We start from the raw sequence: 22,326 nt of genomic DNA on the forward strand, positions 1-22,326 counted from the left end.
CCCAAGTCGTACCAAGTCATGCCACGTCGTACTGATTCCAGCGACTCTCACCATGCTAAGCGACTGCTTAGCATGGTGGCCCGCGGGGTCCCTGTCAACGGACCGCACGGGTGGCGGGCTCGGTAGGGTCGGTGGGGTGCCCCAGATCCCCGAGAAGGTTCACGAACTCACGGTCGGCCAGCTCGCCGCACGCAGCGGCGCCGCCGTCTCCGCCCTGCACTTCTACGAGTCGAAGGGCCTGATCTCCAGCCGCCGCACCTCGGGCAACCAGCGCCGCTTCACCCGCGACACCCTGCGCAGGGTCGCCTTCGTGCGCGCGGCGCAACGCGTCGGCATCCCGCTCGCCACGATCCGCGAGGCGCTCGCCGAACTGCCCGAGGAGCGCACGCCCACCGAGGAGGACTGGGCCCGGCTCTCCCGGTCCTGGCGCTCCGAACTGGACGAGCGCATCAAGCAGCTCAACCGGCTGCGCGACCACCTCACCGACTGCATCGGCTGCGGCTGCCTGTCCCTGGACACCTGCGTCCTGTCCAACCCCGACGACGCCTTCGGCGAACGCGGCACCGGCTCGCGCCTGCTGGTGGAACGCCGCGGTCCCGCGGCCCGCGCCGGCCGGCCGGGCCCCGCTCCCGACCAGCAGACCGCCCAGTGCTGCGGCGACTGACGCGTCACCGGCCGCCGGGACGTCCGTCAGGGCTGACGGCGGCTCACCGCCGTCGGGGATGCGGTGCCCCCGGCGCACCCCCGCGGCCGGTCACGCCGACATCAGCAGTCGCCCCCGGCGGGCGTCCCCCAGTGCGTCGGGGGTGAGGACGGGCCGCGGCACGAGGATGCCGCAGTCCGCGCAGACCGGCCCCGTCGAGGGCTCGTGGTCCAGGTCGTACGTCCAGATCAGGCGCTCCCCGGCGCACACCGGGCACACGGAGCCCGGCTCGCGCTCCAGCGCCGTGATCAGCCGGCGCAGCACCTCCGCCAGCGGGCCGTCGGGGTGGACCCTGGGGTCGTCGCACCAGGCCACACCGAACCCGCCCCAGGTCAGCCGGTGCCAGTCGTCCACGCTGCCCGGCCTGCGCAGCCCGTCGTGCTTCTCCTTCCTGCGCCGCTCGGCGAACTCCACCTCGTAGGCCAGCCAGACCGAGCGCGCCTCCTCCAGCTCCTCCAGTGCGGCCACGAGCCGCGCCGGATCGGGGGAGCGGTCCTCGGGTCCGAACCCGGCCCGGGAGCAGAGATGGTCCCAGGTCGCCCTGTGCCCGTAAGGGGCAAAACGCTCAAGGCACTTGCGCAGTGAATAGCGCCGCAGCGCCAGGTCGCACCGTGGATCGCGGACCTGTCTCGCCAGACTTCGGAAACCGGCCATCGCCCTGCACCTCCGTCACACCTGCACCTGTACTTCGGTCATCTCGGCGTCGTCGTACGGACGTCGCCGAATAGACGTATCGACAACCGATTCGGCTCCATCCGATTTCCGATGCCCTCCATAAGCCGATCCACCCACTCCGGAAAGTGACGCATGTTCATCTTCCAACTCGGGGATACCGGCGGTAACGTCCCGCCACACCCCCGTCGGGAGGAGCTGTCATGCCACGGCGCAACCCACGCAACGCCCTCGACAGACTGAGAACTCCCCGCGGCCTCCACGGGTTCCTGAAGGCCGCATCCGTATGCACTCTCGTTGCCGGTCTTTTGTCACCGCTTTCCCCGGCGATGGCCGCAGGGACATCGCCGTCCGCGGGGACCACCGCCGCGGAACCCGCCGAGGCGGCCGCCAACGACCACTGCGGCGGCCAGTGTTCCGACATCCTGCCGCCCGGCCAGAACGGCAACGCCACCCTCGCGCAGATCCTCCTCAACCAGGCCTTCGGCACCCAGCCCGAGCACGCCGAGGACCAGCTCGGCCCCTACGCGAACCTCGCCACCGGCTACACCGGCCTGACCAACGACAAGATCAACACCTTCTTCAACGACGCCTCCTTCGGCGTCCCCGACGGCCAGGCCGCCTCGACCCTCCGCCCCGCCGGACGCGACGACGTCACCATCGTCCGCGACAAGAAGACCGGCGTGCCGCACATCACCGGCACCACCCGCTACGGCACCGAGTTCGGCGCGGGCTATGCCGCGGCCCAGGACCGGCTGTGGCTCATGGACCTCTTCCGCCACGTCGGCCGCGGACAGCTGACCCCCTTCGCCGGCGGCGCCCCCGCCAACCAGGGCCTGGAACAGCAGTTCTGGCGCAGCGCCCCCTACACCGAGGCCGATCTGGAGGCGCAGATCGAGAGCGCCGCCGCGAAGGCCGGTGAGCGCGGCGACCTCGCCCTGGCCGACGTGGACGCCTACCTCGCCGGCGTCAACGCCTACATCGACGCCTCCGACCAGGGCCGCTACTTCCCCGGCGAGTACGTCCTGACCGGCCACAAGGACGCGATCACCAACGTCGGCACCATCGAGCGCTTCCAGCGCGCCGACCTGATCGCGCTGGCCTCCGTCATCGGCTCCCTCTTCGGCGCCGGAGGCGGCGGCGAGGTCGACAACGCGCTCTCCCTGCTCGCCGCCCAGGAAAAGTACGGCGTCGCCGAGGGCACCGAGGTCTGGGAGTCCTTCCGTCAGCGCAACGACCCCGAGGCCGTCCTCACCCAGCAGGACGGCAGCTTCCCGTACCTGCCCACGCCGGACGACCCGCAGGGGCGCGCCCTGCCCGACGCCGGGTCGGCCGAGGCGGAGCCGCTGGTGTACGACCGTACGGGCAGCGCCGCCGGGGCGAGCGCGACCGGCGCCTCCACCACCGCGGCGCAGAGCGCCACCGCCTCCGCGCGGCGCGGCATGTCCAACGCCCTCGTCGTCAGCGGCGAGCACACCGCGAGCGGCCACCCGGTCGCCGTCTTCGGACCGCAGACCGGCTACTTCGCCCCGCAACTGCTCATGCTCCAGGAGCTCCAGGGCCCCGGCATCAGCGCCCGCGGCGCCTCCTTCGCGGGCCTGAGCATGTACGTCGAACTCGGCCGCGGCCAGGACTACGCGTGGAGCGCCACCACGTCCGGCCAGGACATCATCGACACCTACGCGGTCGAACTGTGCCAGGACGACTACCACTACCTCCACCGCGGCACCTGCACGCCGATGGAGAAGGTCGAGCGCCACAACGCCTGGAAGCCGACCGTCGCCGACTCCACGGCCGCCGGCTCCTACACGATGCGCGTCTGGCGCACAGCGTACGGGCCGGTCGAGTACCGGGCCACGGTCGGCGGCAAGAAGGTCGCCTACACCACCCTGCGCTCCTCCTACCTCCACGAGGCCGACTCCATCATCGGCTTCCAGATGCTCAACGACCCCGACTACCTCGACGGCCCCGAGCGCTTCAAGGGCGCCGTCCAGCACATCAACTACACGTTCAACTGGTTCTACGCCGACTCCGAGCACACCGCGTACTACAACAGCGGCGACAACCCGGTGCGCGCGGACGGCGTCGACGCCGAGTTCCCCGTCTGGGCGCGGCAGGCGTACGAGTGGCGGGACTGGGACCCGGCCGCCAACACCGCCCGCTACACCGGCGCGTCCGCCCACCCGCAGTCGGCCGACCAGGACTACTACATCTCCTGGAACAACAAGCAGGCCGAGGACTATCCGGCCGCCTCCTGGGGCAACGGCTCCGTGCACCGCGGCAACCTCCTCGACGACCGGGTGAAGAAGCTGGTCGCCGACGGCGGCGTCACCCGTACCGCGCTGGTCGGGGCCATGGCCGAGGCCGCCCTCGCCGACCTGCGGGCCGAGGACGTCGTCCCCGGCCTGCTGAAGGTGGTCGAGTCCGCACCGGTGACCGATCCGGCCGCGAAGACGGCCGTGGACGGACTGAAGGCGTGGCTGTCGGCGGGCGGCCTGCGCACGGAGACCTCGGCCGGCTCCGGGAAGTACGCCCACGCCGACGCGATCCGCACCCTGGACGCCTGGTGGCCGCTGCTGGTGAAGGCCGAGTTCGAACCCGGCCTCGGCACCGGCCTCTACACCGCCTTCACCCGCAACCTGCCCGTCGACGAGTCCCCGTCCGCCGCCCACGGCCCGACCGGCGCCCACGCCGGCAGCGCCTTCCAGTACGGCTGGTGGAGCTATGTCGACAAGGACATCCGGGCCGTGCTCGGTGAGAACGTCAAGGGCCCGCTGGCGCACCCGTACTGCGGCGACGGCGACCTCGCCGCCTGCCGGGACACGCTGGTCACCACCCTCAAGGAGGCGGCGGGCCGCACGGCCGTCCAGGTCTACCCCGGCGACGAGAACTGCTCGGCCGGTGACCAGTGGTGCGCCGACTCGGTGATCCACCGGACCCTCGGCGGCATCAAGCACGGTGGCATCGGCTGGCAGAACCGGCCGACCTACCAGCAGGTCGTGGAGTTCACGTCCCACCGGTGAGCGGCCGGCGGCGGTAGGGCATCAGCGGTAGAGCAGGTACTGGCGGCGCGTCCTCCGGAACGCCGCCAGTTCCCGTTCCCAGCCGTCCACCACCTCGTCGGTGTCCGCGCCCGCGTCGATCATCGTGCGCACCCGCGCGGAGCCGGAGAGCCGGTCGATCGCGTGGTCCGCCCGCCAGGCGAAGCCGTCCCAGTACCGCTTCGCGGTCACCAGAAGGGCGATTCCGGTGCGCACCGGATCGAACGCGGCCCGGTCGTGCACGTGGAGCTGCACGCCCCCGACGGTCTTCCCCTGGAACTTGGAGAACGAGGGCGCGAAGTAGGCCTCCCTGAACCGCACACCGGGCAGGCCGGCCTCGTTCGCGGCGGCGGCCCAGCTCCCGTCGATCCCCTCCGCGCCCAGCAGCTCGAACGGGCGGGTGGTGCCACGCCCCTCGGAGAGGTTCGTGCCCTCGAACAGGCAGGTCCCCGAGTACACGAGCGCGCACTCCGGCGTCGGCATGTTCGGGCTCGGCGGCACCCAGGGCAGCCCGGAGGCGTCGTAGAACTCCGAGCGCCGCCAGCCCGTCATCGTGACCGTCTCCAGCGGCACCGGCTCCGGCAGGAACTCGTGGTTGAAGAGCAGGGCCAGCTCGGCGACCGTCATGCCGTGCGCCTGCGCGATCGGCTGCCGTCCGACGAAACTGGCGAACTCCTTGTGCAGGACCGGACCGAGGGCCGCCCGCCCGGTCACCGGGTTCGGCCGGTCCAGCACCACGAACCGCTTCCCCGCCAGCCCGGCCGCCTCCATGCAGTCGAACAGCGTCCAGATGTACGTGTAGAAGCGCGCGCCCACGTCCTGGATGTCGAAGACGACGGTGTCCACGCCGGACGCCGTGAACACGTCGGCGAGCGGCTGCCCGCTCTTCAGGTACGTGTCGTAGACCGGCAGCCCGGTCGCCGGGTCGTCGTAGCGGCCCTCGGAGCCGCCCGCCTGCGCGGTGCCGCGGAAGCCGTGCTCGGGGCCGAAGACGGCGGTCAGGTCCACGCGGTCGTCGGCGTGCATGACGTCGACGATGTGGCGCACGTCGCGGGTGATGCCGGTCGGGTTGGTGACGACGCCGACCTTCTGCCCGGCGAGCGGGGCGTAGCCGCCGTCGGCGAGGCGCTCGAAGCCGGTGCGCAGCCGGCGGCCGCCGTGTCCGGCGTGTGCCGCCTGCGCCGCGGGCACCGCCTGCGCCGGGCCCGCGGCGGTGGCCGCCGCCGTGGGCCCGGCCGCCACGGCGGCGGTCGTGGCGAGCAGGTTCCGTCTGGACAGCGTCATGCGGTGACCTCCGTGATCGCGGCGGGTGTCATGCGCACGCACGCTAACCCGCGCCCCGGGCGGCGCGGAACGTGTCGGACCGCGGTTCACCTCTTCCGTCGTACATACCGACTGGTTAGTCTGGTGCCTGCCGTGCCGGGGAACCGGCCGTTCCCGGGCCGCGCGGAGGCGTGCCGAGCCGTGCCGAGCCGCACTGGGTCGCACGGAGTGGCACGGGTCGCGAGTCGTGCCCGGTCGGGCCCAGCCGTGTCGTCGTGCCGTGTCGAAGGAGACCGATGGTGGAAGCCGTGCAGGATGCCGGAGTCGTCGTCACCGGGGCGGGAGGCGGCATCGGCGCCGCGCTGGCCCGCCGCTTCGCCGCCGGCGGAGCCCGGGTCGTCGTCAACGACCTCGACGCCGACCGGGCCCGGGCCGTCGCCGACGAGATCGGCGGCATCGCCGTCCCCGGCGACGCCGCCGCGACCGTCACCGAGGCCCGCGAGGCGCTGGGCGGCACCGTCGACGTGTACTGCGCCAACGCGGGCGTCGGCTCCGCGGGATCCGAGGCCGCCGACGCGGCCGTCTGGGCGCTGGCCTGGGACGTCAACGTCATGGCCCACGTCCGCGCGGCCCACGAACTCATCCCCGACTGGCTGGAGCGCGGCAGCGGCCGCTTCGTCTCCACCGTCTCCGCCGCCGGCCTGCTCACCATGATCGGAGCCGCGCCCTACAGCGTCACCAAGCACGGCGCCTACGCCTTCGCCGAGTGGCTCTCCCTGACCTACCGCCACCGCGGCATCAAGGTCCACGCCATCTGCCCGCAGGGCGTGCGCACCGACATGCTGGCGGCCACCGGAAGCGCCGGCGACCTGGTGCTCCAGCCCACCGCGATCGAGCCGCAGGACGTCGCGGACGCCCTGTTCAAGGGCATCGAGGAGGACCGCTTCCTGATCCTGCCGCACCCCGAGGTGGCCGAGTACTACCGGGCCCGGGCCGTCGAACCTGACCGCTGGCTGCACGGCATGAACCGCCTCCAGCGCCAGTGGGAGGAGGCGACGGCCCGATGACCGGCCCCCGTTACGCCGACAAGCCCTGGCTGGACCTGCTGACCGACGCCCAGAAGGCCCCGCTGCACCCCGACGACTCCCTGGTGCACGCCCTGCGGCGGGCCGCCGCCGAGGCCCCCGACCGCGCCCTGATCGCCTACTTCGACGGCCGCCTCACCTACCGCGAGGTGGACCGGCTGAGCGACTCGGTCGCCGGACACCTCACCGCGCGGGGCCTGGAGCGCGGCGACCGGGTGGCGGTCCTGCTGCAGAACTCCCCGCACTTCGTGCTCGCGGTCCTCGGCGCCTGGAAGGCGGGCGCGGTCGTCGTGCCCGTCAACCCCATGTACAAGTCGGGGGAGGTCGGCCACGTCCTGCGGGACGGCGAGGTGGCCGCGCTGGTCTGCTCCGACCGGGCCTGGGAGTCGTACCTGCGCGAGACGGCGGCCCGGTCGCCGGTGCGGATCGTGCTCACGGCGTGCGAGCTGGACTTCCAGACCCGCCGGGACACGCGCGTACTGGCCTTCGAGCGGCTGCCGCGCCCGGCCGGCACCGACGACCTCGCCGAGGTGGCCCGCGCCGGCCACCGGGCACCCGAGGGCCGCGACCCCGGCCCCAACGACACCGCGCTCATCAGCTACACCTCGGGCACCAGCGGCACCCCCAAGGGCGCCACCAACACCCACCGCAACATCATGTACAACGCGGAACGGCAGCGCACCGGGCTCCTTCTGCCCGACGCACCGGTGTACTTCGCGCTGGCCCCGCTGTTCCACATCACCGGCCTGGTCTGCGAGTTCGGCGCCTGCCTGAACAGCGCCGGCACCCTCGTCCTCGCGTACCGCTTCGAGGCGGGCGTGGTGCTCGACGCGTTCGCCGAGCACCGGCCGCACTACACGGTCGGCCCCTCCACCGCCTTCATGGCCCTGGCCGCCCACCCCTCCGTCACGCGCGAGCACTTCGCGTCCTTCGCCAACATCTCCTCCGGCGGCGCCCCGCTGCCGCCCGCCCTGGTGGAGAAGTTCCGCGCGGGCCTCGGCCCGTACGTCCGCAACGGCTACGGCCTCACCGAGTGCACCGCGCCCTGCGCCTCCGTGCCGCCGCACCTGGAGGCGCCGGTCGACCCGGCCTCCGGGACCCTCGCCGTCGGCGTGCCCGGCCCCGAGACGGTCGTGCGGATCGTCGACGACCAGGGCGCCGAGGTGCCCTTCGGGGAGCAGGGCGAGATCGTTGTCAGCGGCCCCCAGGTCGTCCCCGGCTACTGGCGCCGCCCGGACGCCACCGCGGAGACCTTCCCCGGCGGCGAACTGCGCACCGGCGACATCGGCTTCATGGACACCCAGGGGTGGCTCTACGTCGTCGACCGCAAGAAGGACATGATCAACGCCTCCGGCTTCAAGGTCTGGCCGCGCGAGGTCGAGGACGTGCTCTACACCCACCCGGCGGTGCGCGAGGCGGCCGTCGTCGGCGTCCCCGACGGCTACCGCGGGGAGACCGTCAAGGCGTACATCAGCCTCCGGCCGGGCGCCGACACGGACCCGGACGCACTCGCCGCCTACTGCGGGGAGAGACTGGCCGCGTACAAATACCCGCGCCAGGTGGAGATCCTGCCCGACCTGCCGAAGACGGCGAGTGGGAAGATCCTCCGTCGGGAACTGCGTTCCCGTACGCACCAGGACACGGCAGTGAACGGACAGTGAAACGGAAAGGCAGGTGAAGGCAGTGCCCAGGACCACGGACGGGGACGGCACTCCGGTGCCGCAGCGGCTCCTGGCCGCCGCCACCCGGCTCTTCGCCGAGCAGGGCTACGACCGCACCTCGGTACAGGAGATCGTGGAGGCGGCGGGCGTCACCAAGGGGGCGCTCTACCACTACTTCGGCTCCAAGGACGACCTCCTGCACGAGGTGTACGCGCGCGTGCTGCGCCTCCAGCAGGAACGCCTGGACGCCTTCGCGGACTCTGACGACCCGGTGGAGAGCAGGGTGCGCGAGGCGGCGGCGGACGTCGTCGTCACGACCATCGAGAACCTCGACGACGCGTCGATCTTCTTTCGCTCCATGCACCAGCTGAGCCCGGAGAAGAACAAACAGGTACGCGCCGAGCGCCGCCGCTACCACGAACGGTTCCGGGCGCTCATCGAGGAGGGGCAGCGCACCGGCGTCTTCACCAAGGAGACCCCGGCCGACCTGGTGGTGGACTACCACTTCGGGTCCATCCACCACCTGTCCACCTGGTACCGCCCCGACGGCCCGCTCAGCCCGCAGGAGGTCGCCGACCACCTCGCGGACCTGCTGCTGCGCGCACTGCGCCCCTGACACACCCGTGCGGCGACGGGCCCCCGGGAACCTCCCGGGGGCCCGTCGCGCGTCGCCCGCCCGCTCGAAGGTCCCTCTACAGGTACTTCTTGATCTCCCGGCGGGCCAGCGAGCGCTGGTGGACCTCGTCCGGACCGTCGGCGATCATCAGCGTCCGCGCACCGGCGTACAGCTCCGCCAGCGGGAAGTCCTGGCTCACGCCGCCCGCGCCGTGCAGCTGGATCGCCCGGTCGATGATGTCGACCACCGCGCGGGGCGTGGCGATCTTGATCGCCTGGATCTCGGTGTGCGCGCCCCGGTTGCCGACGGTGTCCATCAGCCAGGCGGTCTTCAGCACCAGCAGCCGCAGCTGTTCGACGGTGACCCGGGCGTCGGCGATCCAGTTGTGGACCACGCCCTGCTGGGCCAGCGCCTTGCCGAAGGCCTCCCTGGACACCGCGCGGCGGCACATCAGCTCGATCGCGCGCTCGGCCATGCCGATCAGCCGCATGCAGTGGTGGATGCGGCCGGGACCGAGACGGGCCTGGGCGATGGCGAACCCGCCGCCCTCCTCGCCGATCAGGTTCGACACCGGCACGCGCGCGCGGTCGAAGACCACCTCGGCGTGGCCGCCGTGGTAGTGGTCCTCGTACCCGAAGACCTGCATCGCCCGGTGGACCGTCACCCCGGGCGTGTCGCGCGGGACCAGCACCATGGACTGCTGGCGGCGGACGTCCGCGCCGTCCGGGTCGGTCTTGCCCATCACGATGAAGATCCTGCAGTCCGGGTTCATCGCCCCGGAGATGTACCACTTGCGGCCCGTGACGACGTACTCGTCACCCTCGCGCTCGATGTGCGTGGTGATGTTCGTGGCATCCGAGGAGGCCACCTCCGGCTCGGTCATCGCGAACGCCGAGCGGATCTCCCCGGCGAGCAGCGGCTCCAGCCACTGCTTGCGCTGCGCCTCGTCGGCGAACTGGGCCAGCACCTCCATGTTGCCGGTGTCGGGCGCGGCGCAGTTCGTCGCGGTCGGGGCCAGCTGCGGGCTGCGGCCGGTGATCTCGGCGAGCGGGGCGTACTGGAGGTTGGTGAGGCCCGCGCCGTACTCGGCGTCGGGGAGGAACAGGTTCCACAGGCCCTGGCGGCGGGCCTCGGCCTTCAGGTCCTCCACGACCTGCGGGGTGTCCCAGGGGGAGGCGAGCCGGGCGCGCTGCTCGTGGGCGGTCCGCTCGGCCGGGTAGACGTACTCGTCCATGAAGGCCAGCAGCCTGGCGCGGAGTTCCTCGGTGCGTGCGTCGTACGCGAAGTCCATGACGGGGTCAGCCCTCCTGAAGGGTGGTCAGTCCGTGCTCGATGAAGACGGGGACGAGGTCGCCGATGCGGTCGAAGCCGCGGCCGACCGTCTGGCCCAGCGTGTAGCGGTAGTGGATGCCCTCCAGGATCACCGCGAGCTTGAACCACGCGAACGCCGTGTACCAGGCGACGGCGGACACGTCGCGCCCCGAGCGCGCGGCATACCGCTCGATCAGCTCGGCGGGGGCGGGGTGGCCCGGGGCCTGGGCGGTGGTGGAGACGGGGGAGTCCGGCAGGCCCAGCGGGCTGCTGTACATCACCAGCAGGCCGAGGTCGGTCAGCGGATCGCCCAGCGTGGACATCTCCCAGTCGAGGACCGCCCTGATCCCGTCGTCGTCACCGCCGATCAGCACGTTGTCGAGCCGGTAGTCGCCGTGCACGACGGTCGGGGCGGGGGAGCGGGGCAGCTCCCGGCCGAGGGTGGCGTGCAGTTCGTCGATGCCGGCCAGGTCGCGGTTGCGGGAGGCGTCGAGCTGCTTGGCCCAGCGGCGTAGCTGGCGGTCGAGGAACCCCTCGGGGCGGCCGAAGTCCGCGAGGCCGACCTCCGCGGTGTCCACCGCGTGGAGCCCGACCAGCGTGTCGACCAGGTTGAGCACGGCGGCCCGGGTGCGCTCCGGCCCGAGGGGGGCCAGCTGGGCGGCGGTGCGGTACGGGGTGCCCGCCACGAACTCCATGACGTAGAAGGGCGCGCCGACGACCTCCTCGTCCTCGCACAGGAGCAGGGTGCGCGGCACGGGCACGTCCGTCGGGTGCAGGGCGGTGATGACACGGTGCTCGCGCCTCATGTCGTGCGCGGTGGCCAGGACGTGGCCGAGCGGGGGGCGCCGGACGACCCAGCGGGCGGTACCGTCCGAGACCTCGTAGGTGAGGTTCGAGCGCCCGCCCTCGATCAGCCGGCCGGACAGCGGCCCGGTCACCAGGCCGGGCCGCTCGCGGTCGAGCAGGACGCGCAACCTGTCGAGATCGAGTCCGGGCGGGTGGTCGGGGCTCATCGGCGCTCCCTGGGCAGGTGAACAGTACGGGACTCATGATGCCGACCGGTCGGTATGCCGTCCAGTGGGCGGGCGGAACGTGATCGGCGTTACGGCCGGGCGCCGCGGGGCCGGTGCGTGTTCGGGGACCGGCGCGTACTCAGAGGACGAGCAGGACGCCGCACACGGCGAGAGCGCCGGTGCACAGGGCCGCCGCGGCGGCGAGCGACGGGGCGAGCGACGGCGGGCGGTGCGCCACGGCGAGGGTGCGGATGCGCACGTGCGCGATCCGGAGGAAGGCCAGCCAGAGGCCGCAGCACAGGGCGGTGGCGAGGACGCCGACGGGAGTCGCCCCGCCGTGCAGCGCCGTCTTGACGGCGAGTACGGCGACGACGGCGCCGGAGAGGGTGGTGCGGCGCCACGCGAGACGGGTGCGCTCGGGCTGCAGCCCGGGGTCGCGGCCCGGGGCGGCCGGGCCGGCGCCGCTCACGCTCAGCCCTCCCAGCCGACGAGCACCACGACGACCATCACCAGGGCGACGACGGCGACGACGGCGCTGAGCAGGGCCGGGAAGCGGGAGACGGGCAGGTCCTCGTTGCGGCGCATGGCGCGTTCGCAGCGCACCCAGTGGTTCACGGCCCGCAGCGAGCACAGGACGCCCGCGGCGAGCAGCGCGAGCGCCAGTCCCACCCGCCAGCCCCAGCGCAGGTCGGGCAGGAACTGGTCCACCGCGAAGCCGCCGCCGATCAGTGCGAGGGCGGTCCGCAGCCAGGCGAGGAAGGTCCGCTCGTTGGCCAGCGAGAACCGGTAGTCGGGCGTAGCCCCCTCCCGCCGCACCTCCTCGGGCACGAACCACACCCGAACGTTCCGCACAATTCCCATCACCCCAAGACCCTAACCCCGCGCAGCTAGGGGCAGTCGTGCCGCCCGAGCTGCGGGCAGTCGTGCCTCCCCCAGTGCCTGAAGGGCCTGGGAGGTGCCCCCAGGGCGGCACGGGTGGGCGCAGCGGCACCCCGCAAGCGCCGGGCCGCGCACCCACCCCCCGCCGGCCCGCACGCCGGGTCACCCATCGGCGCCGACCCGCACCCGCGCCAGGTCACCGCATCGGCGCCGACCCACTGAACCCCCGCCAGGCCCGCAGCCGCGCATACGCCGCCAACCCGTCCGGCACGAACTCCCACTCCCCGCCCCGCACCCGCCCCGCCAGCTCCTCCTCCCCGAGGAACCCGTGCCACGCGACCTCCTCCACCTGCGGAGCAACCGCCCCCGCCCACTCCACCTCGTACACCGCGGACCACCACGTACGCCCGCCCCCGTCGTCGTACAGGAACTTGAAGAGGTACTCCGGCCGCGGCAGCCCGCTCACCCCCAGCTCCTCCTCCGCCTCCCGCAGCGCCGCGTCGTCGTAGGACTCGCCCGTGCCCACGACCCCGCCGACGAACATGTCGTACAGGCCGGGAAACACCAGCTTCGTCGCCGTGCGGCGGTGGACGAAGACGCGGCCCTCCGGGTCGCGGGCCCGGACGAACACGCAGCGGTGGCGCAGTCCCCGGGCGTACACGTCGCCCCGGCGGGCCCGCCCGACGACGTGGTCGTTCTCGTCGACGACGTCGAGGATCTCGTCAGCAGCACTCATGCCCGCCATCCAAGCAGCAGCCCACGGGCCGCCCGAAGCAGCAGCCCACGGGCCGCCCGAAGCGGCGGCACCCGTCCGGTCACCCCCGCTGCAGGGCCCGCTCGTGCCCGCTCTCACCCGTGCCCTGCGGCATCGCCGGGTGCAGGCCCAGCAGGACGATGCCCGCCACCACGCCCGCGAGCCCGCCCGCCTCCCACGCCAGCGCCGGGGCGTCGGTCCGCAGCCGGTCGCCGAGGAACCCGACGCCGCAGGCGATGCCCGCGAGCGGCTGGGCCGCCGTCAGCGCGGGCAGCGACCTGCGCAGCGGCGCCGTCTCGAAGGCGCTCTGGACCAGGACGAGGCCGGTGACGCCGAGCACCACGACCGCGTACGGCTGCCACCCCGTCAGCACCTCCGCCATGCCGCCCTTGGAGAAGCGCCGCCCGCTCACCCGCGTCAGCGCGTCCTGCACCCCGTACAGCAGCCCGGCGGCCAGGGCGAGCAGGGTGGGGCCCCAGGTCAGCCGGAAACGCCCGGCGCACGCCGTGAGCACGAGGGCCAGGCCCAGCATCGCGCCGACAATCAGCCAGTGCCGTACCGGATCGGTGACCGCGCTGCCGCCCCGCGGCTCGCCCGCCAGGACGAAAGCCGTGACCCCGCCCGCCAGCAGCGCGAGACCGACCCAGCCCTGGCGTCCCAGCGGCTGCCGGGTCTGCAGGCGGGACAGTGCGAGGGCGAACAGGAGGTTGGTGGCCAGGAGGGGTTCGACCAGGGTGAGTTCGCCGCCGCCCAGGGCGATCGCGCCCAGCACCATGCCGGTCACCATCAGTCCCATGCCGGCCAGCCAGCGCGGTACCCGCACGAGGTCGAGCAGCAGACGGGGCGAGAGGAAGTCGCCCAGCGGGGCGCGTTCGGCCGCGTTCTGCTGGAGGACGAAGCCGAGACCCAGGCAGCACGCGGCGCTCACGGCGAGGGTCAGAACGAGAACCGACACGCTGCGTACCTCGATCGTCAGTCGGGTCACGGGTGCGTCGGGGACGACTCTAGTGCGGGCGGGTGGCGGGCGCCGGGTGGGCGACGCATTCGAGGTGGGAGTGAGGCAAGTGGCTTGTGCGTCAGGTGAGTTGACGCGTGTCATGCGACTTTTCCGCTTGACTCAAGCGTTGGCTGGGGGTTTGCTGTGCGTGATCAGTTCATGGCAGTCCGGTCATGACAACCCGGCTACGACGACCCGTCATCGTCGCGTGAGGAAGTTTCCCGCGGTGTCTCCACCCCCGCCCGCCCTCGGCCGAGGCCGCAAACGCGCGGCGCAGGTCTTCGACGAGGCCCTGGACGACGCCGAACTCGCCGCCGCCCGTGCGGCGTTGGCCCAGGGCCGGTGGCAGTCCGCCCGCTCCCTGCTGGCCCACACGGGCGACGAGTGGGACCGGCGCGGGCACCGGATCACCGTGCTCGCCAAGGAGACCTACTGCGCCGCCTGGGCCCGCGAGTGGCTGCTCGCCGAACCGGATGCCGCGGACGCCGCCGTCCTGCTCGCCCTCGCCCTCGTGCACCGCGCCCTGCGGGGCAAGGAGAAGCCCGACAGGGCCCGGGAAACCTGTCGTGGCGCGGCCGACCGCGCGCCCGACGACCCCACCCCCTGGCTCGGACTGCTCCTGCTGGAGCGCTCGCTGGGAGCCGACGACGACGTCACCCGGGCCTTCGAGCAGGTGCGCGGGCGCTACGCCGACCACCACCACGCCCACCACCTGATGGTCGCCGCCCTCGCCGAGCGCGGCGGCGGCGAGGGCCCGGACCCGCTGCACGAGGTCTACGACTTCGCCAACTGGGCCGCCGAGCAGGCCCCCGCCGACTCCCCGCTGGCCATTCTCCCGGTCGTCGCGCACGCCGAGCGCTACCGGGTGCTGGCCGCCGGCGGGCACGAGTCCGCCGACCCGAACGCCTCCGGCCACTGGGTCGGCCGACGCGCCCGGCTGGTGATGAAGGCGGCCTTCGACTGGTGGCTGGAGTGGGAGCAGGACGGCCACCCGCGGCGGCTGATCGACCTCAACTTCCTCGCCCACGCCAAGTTCTGCGAGGGCCGCGGCGCCGAGGCCGCCGCCCTCTTCCAGCGCATCGGCGAGCACGCCACGCCCGCGCCCTGGTCGTACCCCGACCGCGCCCCGTTGCCAGCCTTCCGCGCCGCCCGCGCGAGCGCCCTCGGCACGGCATGAGAGTTCCGGCCCGGACGAGAACGCAAACAAGAACGAGAACGCAGACGCGAACAAGAACGAGAACGCGAACGACAGATCAAGAGCACGAACCGGCGCACCCGACCGTACGAGAGAAGGACGTCCTGCGATGACCACGGGCAGTTCGAGCACGAGCAGATCCGCGAGCGGTGGCGCCATCAGCACCTTCAAGGGCGAGGAGCGGGCGCTGCGCGCGGACCGGCTGGGAACGGGCGGGCTGCTGCTGTCCGTGCTCGCCGCCACCGCTCCGCTGATGGTCGTCGCGGGCGTCATGCCGACCACCTTCGCGGTGATGGGCATGGTCGGGCAGCCGCTGCTCTTCGTGGTGCTCGGCGTGGTGCTGATCCTGTTCAGCGTCGGGTACGCCGAGATGAGCCGGCACGTCCACAACGCGGGCGCCTTCTACGCGTACATCTCCCGCGGACTCGGCGGCACCGCCGGCGCGGGCGCCGCCCTGGTCGCCCTCGTCGCCTACAACGCCCTCCAGGTCGGCATCTACGGCATCTTCGGCTTCGAGGTCTCCGGGCTCCTGTCGACCTACGCCGGCCTCGACGTGGCCTGGTGGATCCCCGCGCTGCTGGCCGTGGTCGCCGTGGGCGCGCTGGGCTGGCTGAAGATCGACGTCAACGCGCGCGTGCTGGGTGTCCTGCTCCTCATCGAGGTGGTCCTCGTGGTGGTCTTCGACATCGCCGCCGTCACCGACCCGGGGCCGCAGGGACTCTCGCTGCACGCCTTCAACCCGGACACCCTCGGCGGGGCCGGTGTCGGAACCGCGCTGTGCTTCTGCATCGCCGCCTTCCTCGGCTTCGAGCAGGCACCCGTGTACGCCGAGGAGACCAGCCGGCCCCACGTACTGGTTCCGCGTGTCATGTTCCTGGCAGTGGCCGGGGTCGCCGTCTTCTTCGCGCTCAGCAGCTGGGCCCTGACCGTCGCGACCGGCCCGGACGACGTCGTCGCCACCTCGCAGGAGCAGAGCGCCGGACTGCTGTTCTTCCTGACCGAGTCGCGGCTGGGCGCCACGTTCACCGACGTGCTGCACATCCTGTTCGTGACCGGCATGTTCGCCGCCCTGCTCAGCTTCCACAACGTCGTCGCGCGGTACGCCTTCGCCATGGGCCGCGAGGGACTGCTGCCCGCCGCCTTCGGACGCACCAGCGGCACCAGCGGCGCGCCCGGCACCGGCTCCCTGCTCCAGACCGCCGTGTCCGCGGTCGTCGTCATCGGCTTCGCCGTGGCCGACGACAAGCCGAACGGCGACCCCACCCAGCCCGTCCTGCACCTGTTCACCTGGGGCGGCAACATCGGCGCGCTCGGCGTCATCGTGCTGATGGCCGCCGCGTCCTTCTCCGTGGTCGCCTTCTTCGTCCGCCGCGGTGCCGCCGGCGCCCAGGGCGTCCGGCTGGTGACCTCGGCCGTCGCGGGCGTCGCCCTGCTCGTGATCGCCGGTTACACGGTCAAGGACTTCGACGTCCTCGTCGGCGCCGGACCCGGCTCCGCCCTGAGCTGGGTACTGCCCGGCATCATCGGCCTCGCCGCACTCGCCGGCGTGGTGCAGGGCGCGCTCCTGCGCTCCCGCGCCCCCGAGCGGCACGCCCGCATCGGCCAGGGCAACGAGGCGTTCCAACTGGACAAGGCGGCCTCGTCCTGACACCGCGCGGGAGCTGGGCGGCACACCACGCGGGAGCAGGGCGGCGGGCTCAGCGGGCCGGGGCCCCGCCGAAGTCCAGCAGCACCTTGCAGGACCGGCCGCGGTCCGCGGCCAGCCCGAACGCCGCCTCCGCCTCCCGCACCGGAAGCACCGCACTGACCAGCGCGTCGAACGCGGGCTCCGCCGCCAGCAGGCGGAGCGCGTCGTCGAACTCGCCGTCGAAGCGGAACGCCCCGCGCAGCTCGATCTCCCGGCTCACCACCAGGTTGCCGGCGAACGGGCTCTGCCCCGGCGGCAGCATGCCGAGCTGGACGACGACCCCGCCGCGCCGGACCAGCCGCAGGCAGGTGTCCAGCCCCGCGGCCACCCCGGACGCCTCGATCGCCGCGTCCACCTCCGGCGGCCACCCGGCGTCCCCCGGGGCGTCCGCCCGTACGACGGTGTCGGCGCCGGCGGCCGCCGCGTACTCCAGGGCCGCCGGGAGCAGGTCCGTCACCGTCACGTGCGCCGCGCCCGCCGCCCTGGCCGCCGCGACGACGAGGCACCCGATGGGCCCCGCGCCGGTGACCAGGAGCCGCCGGTCGGCCAGATCCCCGGCGCGGCGCACGGCGTGCAGGGCGACGGAGAGTGGTTCGGCGAGGGCGGCCCGGCGCGGGTCGAGACCGGCGGGCAGGGCCCGCAGCTGCTCGGCGGGCACAACGATCTGCGCCGCGAAGCCGCCCTGGACGTGCGGAAAACGAGCCGCACTGCCCAGATACCGGGTGTCCCGGCAGACATTGCGCCGCCCGTCCGCACACTCCGGGCACACCCCGCACGGGGTCGCCGGGTGCACGGCGACGAACGCACCGGTGGCCGGACGGCCCGGCGCCGCCGAGCCGGTGGCGGTCCCCGTGCCGGCACCCGTGCCCGGCGGACCGTACGCGACGACCGTCCCCACGACCTCGTGCCCGAGCAGCATCGGCTCCCTCAGACGGAAGTCGCCGACGCCCCCGTGCCGCCAGTAGTGCAGGTCGGAGCCGCACACGCCGCCGTAGCGCACGGCGACCAGCGCCTCGCCCGGACCCGGCCGGGGGACCGGCACGTCCTCGACCCGCAGGTCGCCCGCACCGTGGATCACACAGCCCGGCACGACGGACTCCACGCCGGGACCCGGACCGGTCTCCCCGGCGCTCACAGCACGCTCGTCATGCCGCCGTCGACGTACAGGATCTGTCCGCCGACGAAGTCCGCCGCGGGCGAGGCGAGGAACAGCAGCCCGCCCACCAGGTCCTCGGTACGCCCCCAGCGCCCGGCCGGCGTGCGCCCGCGCACCCAGGCGCTGAACTGCTCGTCCTCGACCAGCGGCCGGGTCAGCTCGGTCTCGACGTATCCGGGGCCGAGCCCGTTGACCTGCACTCCGTGCGGGCCCCAGTCGGCGCACATGCCCTTGGTGAGCATCTTCAGCGCACCCTTGGTCGCCGCGTACGGGGCGATGCCCGGGCGGACCACCTCGCTCTGCAGCGAGCAGATGTTCACGATCTTGCCGCGGCCGCGCTCCGTCATCCGGCGCGCGGCCTCGCGGCCCACCAGGAAGGCACTGGTGAGATTGGTGTCCAGGACGCGGTGCCAGTCGGCGTCCGCGAACTCGAGCAGCGGCGCCCGCAGTTGCATCCCCGCGTTGTTGACCAGGATGTCGAGCGGGCCCACCCGCTCCTCGACCTCCGCGATCCCGGCGGCCACGGACGGCCCGTCGGTCACGTCGAACACTGCCGTGCGGACCTCGCCGGGCAGCCCGGCGGCGGCCTCGGCGAGGCGGTCGCCGTCGCGCCCGTTCAGGACCACCCGGCAGCCGGCCTCCGCGAGGCCCCGGGCGAGGGCCAGCCCGATGCCCCGGCTGGAGCCGGTCACCAGGGCGGTGCGCCCCGCGATGTCGAAGAGGGGGTGAGCCGTCATCGTCGTACTCCTCGGGTCCTTCCGGTCCACTTCGGTCCACTGCCGGCCGGGCTGCCGGACCTGGCTAGATGACCAGGGACAACAGCAGGACCAGCGCACCCGCGACGACCGAGATGATCGTCTCCATGACGGACCAGGTCTTGATGGTCTGGCCGACGTCCAGCCCGAAGTACTCCTTCACCAGCCAGAAACCGGCGTCGTTGACATGGCTGAAGAAGAGCGAACCGGCGCCGATGGCCAGGACCAGCAGGGCGGCGTGCGTCGTCGACATGTCGGCCGCCAGCGGCGCCACCAGGCCGGCCGCCGAGACGGTCGCCACGGTCGCCGAACCGGTCGCCAGCCGGATCGCCACGGCGATCAGCCAGGCCAGCAGCAGCGCCGGGATCGACCAGTCCTTGGAGATCTCCAGGATCATCTCGCCCACGCCGGAGTCGATCAGCGTCTGCTTGAAACCGCCACCCGCGCCGACGATCAGCAGGATGCCCGCGATGGGCGCGAGACCCTTCTCGACCAGGCCGGAGAGGCGGTCCTTGCCGAACCCGGCGGGCCGCAGCAGCGTGAAGATGCCGACGATCACGGAGACCAGCAGGGCGACCAGCGGGTTGCCGATGACGTCGAAGGCGCGCTGCACCACGTTCTCCGGGTCGTCGACGATGATGTCGACGAGCGCCTTGAGCAGCATCAGCACGACCGGCAGCAGGATCGTGGACAGCGTGGCGCCGAAGCCCGGACGCTTCTCCAGCTCCTCGGACGCGCGCTGCGGGATCATGCGGTCGGGGGCCGGGACGTCCACCCAGCGCGCCGCGTACTTCGCGAACAGCGGACCGGCGATGATCACCGTCGGGATCGCGATCAGCACACCCAGCGCCAGGGTCACTCCCAGGTTGGCGTCCACCGCGTCGATGGCGACCAGCGGACCGGGGTGCGGCGGGACGAGGCCGTGCATCACGGACAGACCGGCCAGGGCCGGGATGCCGATCCGCATCAGGGAGTAGTTGCCGCGCTTGGCGACCATCAGCACGACCGGGATCAGCAGCACGATGCCGACCTCGAAGAACAGCGGCAGCCCGATGACCGAGGCGATCAGCACCATCGTCCACGGCATCGAACGGGGCGTGGCCTTCGCGAGGATGGTGTCCACGATCTGGTCGGCGCCGCCGGAGTCGGCGAGCATCTTGCCGAGGATCGCGCCGAGGGCGATCAGCACGCCGACGCCCGCGACGGTGGAGCCGAGCCCGGCGGTGAAGCTGGTGATGACCTTGTCCAGCGGCGCTCCGGCGAACGCGCCGAGCGCCAGTGACCCGATGGTCAGCGACAGGAAGGCATGCAGCTTGAACTTGGTGATGAGCAGGACGATGACGGCGATGCCCAGGAGCACGGCGATGCCCAGCTGGGCGTGGCCGGCCGAGGTGATGGGCTCGACGGTGTCCGCTGCCAGCATCTCGACGCTGAGTCTGGTCACGGTGGGTTCCTTGCGGTGATGGGATTTCGGGGAGAGCCGGGGCCGCGAACCACGCGGGGCGGCGCAGTCCCGGGAGGGGAACGGGGAGGGCTACCGGACCGGTTCGGGGAGGTCCTTCAGGGCGTTCACCGCACGTGCGGTGATCTCCTCGGGGGTGCCGGCGACGTCCACCGCGACTCCCGTCTCGTCGGCCTCCAGGGGCTGGAGCGTGGCGAACTGGGAGTCGAGCAGGGCCGTCGGCATGAAGTGGCCCTCCCGGTGCGACATCCGGTCCTCGATCAGCGCACGGCTGCCCGTGAGGTGCACGAAGACGACACCGGGAGCGGCGGCCCGCAGCCGGTCGCGGTACGACCGCTTGAGCGCCGAACTGCTCACCACGCCACCCAGCCCGGCCCGCCCGTGCGCCCAGTCGCCGATGGCGTCCAGCCAGGGCCAGCGGTCCTCGTCGGTGAGCGGGGTGCCGGCCGTCATCTTGGCGATGTTGGCCGGCGGGTGGAAGTCGTCGCCCTCGGCGTACGGGACGCCGAGCCGGGCCGCGAGCAGGGGACCGATGGTGGTCTTGCCGGTGCCCGCTACGCCCATGACCACGACCACATGGGGGGTGTGCAGTTGCTGCATCGCACTCTCGCTGTCTGCTGTCTTCGTCGACACGTGATGTCGACGCAATGAAACTCATTAGGTACGACGAATTCAAGAGTCTGTGACAAATAAGTCTGACTTTTTGTTCCGGTGACGTGGCCCGTACGCTGAGTGCATGAGCACACCGGGCCGAGGGCTGCACGGCCGCGTACTGGACACCCTCGGGCCCGCCATCACAGCGGGCGAATACCCCGCGGGCAGCGTTTTGCGCACGGACGAGCTGGCACAGCGCTTCGAGGTCTCACGTTCGGTGATGCGGGAGGCGGTCCGGGTGCTGGAGTCCATGCACCTGGTCGAGTCCCGCCGCCGCGTGGGCGTGACCGTCCTGCCCGAGTGCGAGTGGAACGTCTACGACCCGCAGGTCATCCGCTGGCGCCTGGCCGGCTCCGAGCGCCCCCGGCAGCTGCGCTCCCTGACCGTGCTGAGGTCGGCGATCGAGCCGGTGGCGGCGGGCCTGGCGGCACGGCTGGCCACCCCGGAGCAGTGCGCCGAGCTGACCGAGTGCGCGCTCGGCATGGTCGCCAACTCGCGTGGTCACCGCCTTGAGGCGTACCTCTTCCACGACGTCGCCTTCCACCGCGTCGTCCTCGCTGCCTCGGGCAACGAGATGTTCGCCCGCCTCGGCGGCGTCGTCGCCGAGGTGCTGGCCGGGCGCACCCACCACGACGTGATGTTCGAGGACCCCGACCCGGCCGCCGTCACCCTGCACGTCCAGGTCGCCGAGGCGATCCGCGCCCGCGACGCCGCGCGTGCGGAGGAACTGACCCGGGAGATCACCGTCGGGGCGCTGCAGGAACTGGACATCCTGGCGCCCTGAGCGCCGGAGACGTCACCGGAGACGTCAGTCGAGGAACTCCCCGTCGACGTACACCCACGCCCCGTCGACCCGCCCGAACCGGCTCCGCTCGTGCAGCGAGCCCCCGCGGTAGGACGCCCGGAAGGTCACCGTGCCGGTGGTGTGGAAGGCGGACCCGTCGGCCGTGTCCAGGATCTCCAGGCCGGTCCACCGCACCCCGGGATCGAGGTCGAGACGCGCCGGTCGCGTCTCGGGGTGCCAGGTCCGCGACAGATAACCCGCGTCCCGCTTCACGAAGGCGCTGTAGCGCGAGCGCATCAGGGCCTCGGCGCTCGGCGCGGCCGCGGCCCCCGCGTGGAAACGGCCGCAGCACTTCTCGTACGGCCCGGACAGCCCGCAGGGGCAGGAGGCGGTGGTCATGGGGCCATTGTGCCCGCTCGCCGCCCCGGCCCGCCGTGCCCCGGAAAAGCAGAAGACCCCTGCTCGGCAGGGGTCTCGACTGGTGTCCGAGGGGGGACTTGAACCCCCACGCCCGATAAAGGGCACTAGCACCTCAAGCTAGCGCGTCTGCCATTCCGCCACCCGGACAAGGTGTGTGTCGTGCGGGTCTCTCCCCGCGGCGACGACGTAAACATTACCAGGCTTTCCGGGGTGGCCGA

At 72.6% G+C, this 22,326-nt stretch carries 21 protein-coding genes and 1 tRNA gene; 8 read left to right on the forward strand and 14 right to left on the reverse strand.

Annotation, left to right across the window (positions count from 1 at the left end; all coding sequences use genetic code 11):
* The first annotated feature begins 136 nt into the window (after positions 1–136).
* Positions 137–664, forward strand: a complete 528-nt coding sequence (soxR, locus tag IG94_RS0124270) for a redox-sensitive transcriptional activator SoxR (RefSeq protein ID WP_031040954.1) — start codon at positions 137–139, stop codon at positions 662–664.
* 90 nt (positions 665–754) lie between these two features.
* Here the strand turns inward: soxR and IG94_RS0124275 are convergent, their stop codons facing one another.
* Positions 755–1,357 (reverse strand): hypothetical protein, encoded by a 603-nt coding sequence (locus IG94_RS0124275; protein WP_031040956.1) that lies wholly within the window; start codon positions 1,355–1,357, stop codon positions 755–757.
* A gap of 221 nt (positions 1,358–1,578) precedes the next feature.
* Here IG94_RS0124275 and IG94_RS0124280 point away from each other — a divergent pair, with 221 nt between their 5' ends.
* Positions 1,579–4,398 (forward strand): penicillin acylase family protein, encoded by a 2,820-nt coding sequence (locus IG94_RS0124280; protein WP_031040959.1) that lies wholly within the window; start codon positions 1,579–1,581, stop codon positions 4,396–4,398.
* 21 nt (positions 4,399–4,419) lie between these two features.
* Here the strand turns inward: IG94_RS0124280 and IG94_RS0124285 are convergent, their stop codons facing one another.
* Complete coding sequence (locus IG94_RS0124285) at positions 4,420–5,700, reverse strand: exo-beta-N-acetylmuramidase NamZ family protein (protein WP_031040962.1); 1,281 nt, start codon at positions 5,698–5,700, stop codon at positions 4,420–4,422.
* Positions 5,701–5,975: 275 nt separating this feature from the next.
* On the opposite strand from IG94_RS0124285, the gene IG94_RS0124290 reads away from it, so the two are divergent.
* The 3 genes from IG94_RS0124290 to IG94_RS0124300 are packed head-to-tail and all read left to right on the forward strand — an operon-like array spanning position 5,976 to position 9,041.
* On the forward strand, positions 5,976–6,746 hold the full coding sequence (locus tag IG94_RS0124290) for an SDR family oxidoreductase (RefSeq protein ID WP_031040966.1): 771 nt from the start codon (positions 5,976–5,978) through the stop codon (positions 6,744–6,746).
* Positions 6,743–8,425, forward strand: coding sequence for a class I adenylate-forming enzyme family protein (locus IG94_RS0124295; RefSeq protein ID WP_031040968.1), 1,683 nt, complete (start codon positions 6,743–6,745; stop codon positions 8,423–8,425). The genes IG94_RS0124290 and IG94_RS0124295 overlap by 4 nt, the downstream gene beginning before the upstream one ends.
* Before the next feature lie 22 nt (positions 8,426–8,447).
* On the forward strand, positions 8,448–9,041 hold the full coding sequence (locus tag IG94_RS0124300; RefSeq protein WP_031040970.1) for a TetR/AcrR family transcriptional regulator: 594 nt from the start codon (positions 8,448–8,450) through the stop codon (positions 9,039–9,041).
* Between the two features lie 76 nt (positions 9,042–9,117).
* Here the strand turns inward: IG94_RS0124300 and IG94_RS0124305 are convergent, their stop codons facing one another.
* The 6 genes from IG94_RS0124305 to IG94_RS0124330 all read right to left on the reverse strand — a co-directional run bounded on the left by IG94_RS0124305 (position 9,118) and on the right by IG94_RS0124330 (position 13,953).
* Positions 9,118–10,332: an acyl-CoA dehydrogenase family protein gene (locus IG94_RS0124305; protein ID WP_031040971.1), complete on the reverse strand. Its 1,215-nt coding sequence runs from the start codon at positions 10,330–10,332 to the stop codon at positions 9,118–9,120.
* A 7-nt stretch (positions 10,333–10,339) separates the two neighbouring features.
* On the reverse strand, positions 10,340–11,365 hold the full coding sequence (locus IG94_RS0124310) for a phosphotransferase family protein (RefSeq protein WP_031040972.1): 1,026 nt from the start codon (positions 11,363–11,365) through the stop codon (positions 10,340–10,342).
* A gap of 139 nt (positions 11,366–11,504) precedes the next feature.
* Positions 11,505–11,834, reverse strand: a complete 330-nt coding sequence (locus IG94_RS0124315; RefSeq protein WP_372457607.1) for a DUF202 domain-containing protein — start codon at positions 11,832–11,834, stop codon at positions 11,505–11,507.
* Between the two features lie 2 nt (positions 11,835–11,836).
* Positions 11,837–12,229, reverse strand: a complete 393-nt coding sequence (locus tag IG94_RS0124320; RefSeq protein ID WP_031040975.1) for a YidH family protein — start codon at positions 12,227–12,229, stop codon at positions 11,837–11,839.
* 211 nt (positions 12,230–12,440) lie between these two features.
* Positions 12,441–12,980, reverse strand: coding sequence for an NUDIX hydrolase (locus IG94_RS0124325; protein ID WP_043484446.1), 540 nt, complete (start codon positions 12,978–12,980; stop codon positions 12,441–12,443).
* A 79-nt stretch (positions 12,981–13,059) separates the two neighbouring features.
* Positions 13,060–13,953, reverse strand: coding sequence for a DMT family transporter (locus IG94_RS0124330; protein ID WP_031040979.1), 894 nt, complete (start codon positions 13,951–13,953; stop codon positions 13,060–13,062).
* A gap of 268 nt (positions 13,954–14,221) precedes the next feature.
* On the opposite strand from IG94_RS0124330, the gene IG94_RS0124335 reads away from it, so the two are divergent.
* Positions 14,222–15,172, forward strand: coding sequence for a hypothetical protein (locus tag IG94_RS0124335; RefSeq protein ID WP_031040981.1), 951 nt, complete (start codon positions 14,222–14,224; stop codon positions 15,170–15,172).
* Between the two features lie 127 nt (positions 15,173–15,299).
* Complete coding sequence (locus IG94_RS0124340) at positions 15,300–16,838, forward strand: APC family permease (RefSeq protein WP_031040984.1); 1,539 nt, start codon at positions 15,300–15,302, stop codon at positions 16,836–16,838.
* Positions 16,839–16,887: 49 nt separating this feature from the next.
* Here the strand turns inward: IG94_RS0124340 and IG94_RS0124345 are convergent, their stop codons facing one another.
* The 4 genes from IG94_RS0124345 to IG94_RS0124360 all read right to left on the reverse strand — a co-directional run bounded on the left by IG94_RS0124345 (position 16,888) and on the right by IG94_RS0124360 (position 20,850).
* On the reverse strand, positions 16,888–18,012 hold the full coding sequence (locus IG94_RS0124345; protein ID WP_043484426.1) for an L-idonate 5-dehydrogenase: 1,125 nt from the start codon (positions 18,010–18,012) through the stop codon (positions 16,888–16,890).
* Positions 18,009–18,770 (reverse strand): SDR family oxidoreductase, encoded by a 762-nt coding sequence (locus IG94_RS0124350; RefSeq protein WP_031040992.1) that lies wholly within the window; start codon positions 18,768–18,770, stop codon positions 18,009–18,011. Before IG94_RS0124350 ends, IG94_RS0124345 begins: the two co-directional genes overlap by 4 nt.
* Positions 18,771–18,834: 64 nt before the next feature.
* Positions 18,835–20,232, reverse strand: a complete 1,398-nt coding sequence (locus IG94_RS0124355; RefSeq protein ID WP_031040995.1) for a GntP family permease — start codon at positions 20,230–20,232, stop codon at positions 18,835–18,837.
* Positions 20,233–20,322: 90 nt separating this feature from the next.
* The gene (locus IG94_RS0124360; protein WP_031040998.1) at positions 20,323–20,850 is read right to left on the reverse strand and encodes a gluconokinase; all 528 of its coding nucleotides are present in this window, start codon (positions 20,848–20,850) and stop codon (positions 20,323–20,325) included.
* Positions 20,851–20,986: 136 nt separating this feature from the next.
* Between IG94_RS0124360 and IG94_RS0124365 the strand changes: the two genes are divergently transcribed.
* The gene (locus tag IG94_RS0124365) at positions 20,987–21,688 is read left to right on the forward strand and encodes a FadR/GntR family transcriptional regulator (RefSeq protein ID WP_031041001.1); all 702 of its coding nucleotides are present in this window, start codon (positions 20,987–20,989) and stop codon (positions 21,686–21,688) included.
* Between the two features lie 24 nt (positions 21,689–21,712).
* Here the strand turns inward: IG94_RS0124365 and IG94_RS0124370 are convergent, their stop codons facing one another.
* Together IG94_RS0124370 and IG94_RS0124375 are read right to left on the reverse strand one after the other, a co-directional pair.
* Positions 21,713–22,087 (reverse strand): YchJ family protein, encoded by a 375-nt coding sequence (locus IG94_RS0124370; protein ID WP_031041002.1) that lies wholly within the window; start codon positions 22,085–22,087, stop codon positions 21,713–21,715.
* 80 nt (positions 22,088–22,167) lie between these two features.
* Positions 22,168–22,255 (reverse strand) — tRNA-Leu (locus tag IG94_RS0124375).
* Between the last annotated feature and the right edge of the window lie 71 nt (positions 22,256–22,326).

Origin of the sequence: Streptomyces olivaceus (assembly GCF_000721235.1) — a bacterium.
Classification (GTDB): Bacteria; Actinomycetota; Actinomycetes; order Streptomycetales; family Streptomycetaceae; genus Streptomyces; species Streptomyces olivaceus.